Consider the following 4,103-nt stretch of genomic DNA (forward strand, 5'->3'; position numbering starts at 1 on the left):
CCGCGGCGGCGTGGGGGCGGCCGTGGTGGTCCGGCTGTCGGGGAATCCGTTCACCCGCCGAAGTCTCGCATCCGCCACTGACAGCCGGGGCCGTTCGGACCCGGGAGCGCTCCCGCACGGCGTCGGCGGTGTGCAGTGCGGGCCGCGCCAGCAGGAGGCCGAGGCCGACGACCGCCGCGCCCGCGACGGCGTCGAGGAAGTAGTGGTTCGCGGTGCCCATGACCACGACGGCGATGACCGCCGGGTACGCGATCCCGGCCGCCTTGGCCCACGTAGTCCCGCCGAGTCGCCAGAGGAGGAGCCCGGACCACAGGGCCCAGCCCACGTGGAGGCTGGGCATCGCCGCGTACTGGTTGGTCAGGCTGCCGAGCCCGCGCGGTGCGCTCGCGTCGCCGCCCCACCAGCCGTACGACGCGTACTGGGCCATGGTGTCGACGAAGCCGTACGAGGGGTCCAGGAGACGGGGCGGGCAGGTCGGGACGAGGACGAAGCCCACCAGGCCGATGAAGGTCGCCAGCAGCAGCGAGGTGCGGGCTATTCGGTAGTGCGAGGGGCGGCGTCGCCAGAGCCAGATCAGGATCGCGGGGGTGACGCCGTAGTGGAGCGAGGCGTACAGGAAGTCGGCGGGTATCCCCAGGGACGGGTGCTCGGTGAACAGCCGGTTGAGCGGGTGCTCGGCGTTCAGGTGGAGCCGCTGCTCGAAGCGCAGGATTGCCAGCCCGTGGTCCACGGCCGTGGAGGTGTCGCCGCGCGCCAGGAGCCGGCAGGCCGAGTACGCGGTGTACACGAACAGGACCAGCGGCAGCTCGGTCCACCAGCGGCGGCTGGGGCCGGGAACTCGCGCGGAAAGGCGCGCGGGCCCGGTCGCGGGCGCGGGGTGGGGCATCCGGACGCTCTCCAATTGTTCAGGCGGCCGTCAGCTGGCCGACCGGCGCGAGTTCAACCGTACGGTGTAAGTGAACGCAGGCAGCCACCGCCCCCGAGGTGCGGCGGCGCTCCGCGTTCGCCTGGTGTTCGGCCTCCCTTCGGGAGGCATACGCGCGGGAAGACGCGGGGGCCGGCGCCAGGGTTGATCGCGGATCCGGCCGCCCTGCGGATAGCCGATGCCGTGCGCGATGATGGGAAGGACGAGCCCCATGCGATGGGCCGGGGATCCGGAACGGGCTCGGCCCGGTGCAGTGAGCAGTCCGGTCCAGCGATCAGTGAAGAGGTCCCCCTATGGCACCGCGCATCCTCCTCGCCCGGCACGGGCAGACGGAGTGGTCGTTGTCCGGCAGGCACACAGGACGCACCGACATTCCGCTGCTGGACGAGGGGAGGCGGGGCGCGAAGCTGCTCGGCGAGCGGCTGCACCGGGCGCCGTTCGACGGCCTGGCGGACGTCGAGGTCCGTACGAGTCCCCTGGTGCGGGCCTCGGAGACCTGTGAGCTGGCGGGTTTCGGGGACCGCGCGCGGCCCTGGGACGCGCTGATGGAGTGGGACTACGGCGCCTATGAGGGGCTGAAGCAGGCGGAGATCCAGGGGCGGCGGCCCGGCTGGTTCATCTGGCGCGACGGGGTCCCCGAGGGCGAGTCACTGGACCAACTCGCCCGGCGGGCCGACGCTGTGGTGGAGTGGGCGCGGTCCGCGGACCGTGACGTGCTGGTCTTCGCCCACGGCCACATCCTGCGAGCCCTCGGCGCCCGCTGGCTCGGCCACGACGTCTCGTACGGGGCCCGCATCAAGCTCGACCCGACGTCCCTGTCGATCCTCGGCTGGGCCTACGGCGAAACCGCCATCGAACGCTGGAACGACCTGGGGCACCTGGACGGAGCCGTGCCCAAGTAGGGGTCCGGGTCGCAGCGGGTTTGGCGCCGCCGGGCCCACGCCGTCGCGGCCGCTCGCCGCGGCGGTGGAAAACCCTGCCTCGACGGCCGAGGCGAGCCGGCTCCGCGTCCCGAACCGCCGCCGCGACGGTCCTCAGCGGACCGGTTTCGGCGGCGCCGGACAGCCCGCAGCCATGGCGCGATGCGCGCCGGGACGGTCACACCGGGACGGCGTGGCGTTCCAGGAAGACGCCTACGGGTGGGCTTCCGCGGTGGGGGCGGAGGAGGCCGGCGGCGGTGTCGAGTATGGCGTGGATACGCGAGGACTGGACCTGGTCCAGGTCCAGGACGCGCAGGCCCGCGGCCGCCGCCTCCTCGTACTCGCCCACGCGCGCGAGGTTCCCGGCCAACTCTGCGGTGAACAGCGCCGTGTTGCGGGCGAAGTGCGGGTCCTGGAGGGCCGCCGCGCGGCGCGCGTGGTCGGCCGCGCGCCGCCACTGCCCCAGGGCGGACCAGCACTGCGCCTCCAGCCCTTCCAGCTCGGCCTCGCCATAGAAGGACATCCACTCCGGGTCCTGGTCCGAACTCCCGCGCGCGAACAGGGAGTGGGCGCGCAGCAGCGCCTCCTCGCAGCCGCGGCGGTCGCCGAGCCCCGCCCAGCCCCCTGCCTCGCGCAGCGCGAGCAGCGACATCAGGCGGGGGGACTTCAGGGGCCGGGCGGCCCGCGCCGCGGCCTGTGCGGCGCGCACGGCCTCGCGCGGGCGGCCCGCGTCGCGGGCGAGGAACGCGGTGTTGCAGAAGGCGTGCGCCTCCAGCGCGGCGTCCCCGGCCACGCGCGCGGTGGCCAGCGCCTCGCCGTAGTGCGAGCGGGCGTCCGCGAAGCGGCCGGAGTCGTGCGCCAGCCACCCTACGGAGATGGCGAGTTCCCCGGCCCCCGCGTGGAGCCGGTCGGCGGTGGACTGGCGCTGGGAGCCCGCGTCGAGCAGCTCGTAGGCGGCGCGCAGCGGCTGGGCGGCGCGGCGGTAGAGGCCGTCGGCCCCGTGCCGGTCGTCGAGCACCCTGATCCGTCGTACGGCCTCCTCGACCGCCGCCGCCTCGGACTCTCCGGCGCGGCGGGGCGGGCGGGGGGAGCCCAACCCCAGGGAGCCGGCCGCCAGGGCGGCCGGGCCTCCGGTCATGAACGCGCGACGCAGCACGTCGCTCTCCTCGTGAGTGGTGGTTTCTGGTCCGGTCCGGGGTGGGGGGACCGCCCCGGACGCAGCGGGGCCACGCGCGCGTGCCGCCCGCCCGCGCACCTTCTCGCGCGGCGCGAAGCCCATGTCCGCGAGCGAGCGGTCCGGGAACATGTGCCGGAACACCCGCTCGTAGGCGTAGTTGGGGCAGCGGATCTCCCCGGACTCCACGCGCCCGATGTAGCGCGCGTCGCACGAGACCTGCTCCCCGATGTCGCGGGCGGCACGGCGTACGGCCGCCGCGAACTCGCCCGGTGACAGCGGGCCGCGCAGCTGCCGGAAGGCCGTGTTGGGCCGCGGCGCGGGGCGTGCGATGACGGCCCGCGAGGACGGTGACGAAGACGCTGACGGCGTCGCCATGGCCGAGCCCTCTCCCTGGCGGTGCTGCCGCCCTGGACGGGGCGGAAACGTGCTGCCGGCCGGGCGCCGGGCCCGGTTCGGCGAGGCCGACCGTACAGGTTGTGACGGAGCCGGTACCCAGGGTTTGGCTACAAACCGGATATCTCACGCGGGATCTGCCATGAACTGCCATCCTTTGAGGCGGCGTGCCGCCGTAGCCGTTGACGAAGTCCGGCGTTTAACCCTGTGGAGAAGGAGCGATGCGGCTCACTTCGCGAGGAGGGGTTTCTCTTGGTGGAGACCGGCACGGACACCAGCGGTGCGCGGACGGTCGAACGGCCCCGCCCCGGCGCCGACTTCGGCCCGGACCGCAGCCCGGCTCCGAGGGTCGCGGGGGACTGCGACCTCGTCACCGTTCCGGCCCGGCAGGGGCTGGAGGCGGTGGACATCCTGCGCCGGGGCGTCGGCGGACGGATCTCTGGCGGAGGCGCGGCCCCCGGCGCCGTCACCGGGGCGGGCCCCGCGGTCGGCCCCGTGCTGCACGACGGGAGTTGCGACACCCTCGGCTTCCTCGTGCCGCCCGGCACGGCCGCGTGCTGGGACCTTCCGGGCAGCGCCTGCACGCAGACCTTCGGCCGCGGCCTGTCGACGGCCGGCGGGCCGCCGGTGGCCGGCACCGGCTGGCTTGTCCCGCCGGAGGGCGGCACCGAGGTCACCGACCCGGCCG

4 protein-coding genes are annotated in these 4,103 nt (G+C 74.7%); 2 read left to right on the plus strand and 2 right to left on the minus strand.

Annotated features, from left to right (window positions below):
- On the minus strand, positions 1 to 886 hold an 886-nt coding region (locus AOK16_RS03975), incomplete at its 3' end, for a phosphatase PAP2 family protein (protein WP_055470813.1).
- A 332-nt stretch (positions 887 to 1,218) separates the two neighbouring features.
- Here AOK16_RS03975 and AOK16_RS03980 point away from each other — a divergent pair.
- Positions 1,219 to 1,827 carry a histidine phosphatase family protein gene (locus AOK16_RS03980; RefSeq protein ID WP_055470814.1) on the plus strand — a complete coding sequence of 203 codons (609 nt, stop codon included), beginning with the start codon at positions 1,219 to 1,221 and terminating at the stop codon, positions 1,825 to 1,827.
- A gap of 196 nt (positions 1,828 to 2,023) precedes the next feature.
- Here the strand turns inward: AOK16_RS03980 and AOK16_RS03985 are convergent, their stop codons facing one another.
- On the minus strand, positions 2,024 to 3,397 hold the full coding sequence (locus AOK16_RS03985; protein ID WP_055470815.1) for an NsdA family TPR-like regulatory protein: 1,374 nt from the start codon (positions 3,395 to 3,397) through the stop codon (positions 2,024 to 2,026).
- Positions 3,398 to 3,670: 273 nt separating this feature from the next.
- Here AOK16_RS03985 and AOK16_RS03990 point away from each other — a divergent pair.
- Positions 3,671 to 4,103: hypothetical protein (locus AOK16_RS03990; RefSeq protein WP_240483349.1), on the plus strand; the 433-nt coding region annotated here is incomplete at its 3' end.

The organism is Streptomyces pathocidini (assembly GCF_001418495.1).
In the GTDB taxonomy this organism is placed as follows: domain Bacteria; phylum Actinomycetota; class Actinomycetes; order Streptomycetales; family Streptomycetaceae; genus Streptomyces; species Streptomyces pathocidini.

Bases quoted from the DNA above. Each gene is read 5' to 3' on its own strand.
- AOK16_RS03985 (WP_055470815.1), bottom strand. From the start codon at position 3,397: ATGGCGACGCCGTCAGCGTCTTCGTCACCGTCCTCGCGGGCCGTCATC.
- AOK16_RS03980 (WP_055470814.1), top strand. From the start codon at position 1,219: ATGGCACCGCGCATCCTCCTCGCCCGGCACGGGCAGACGGAGTGGTCG.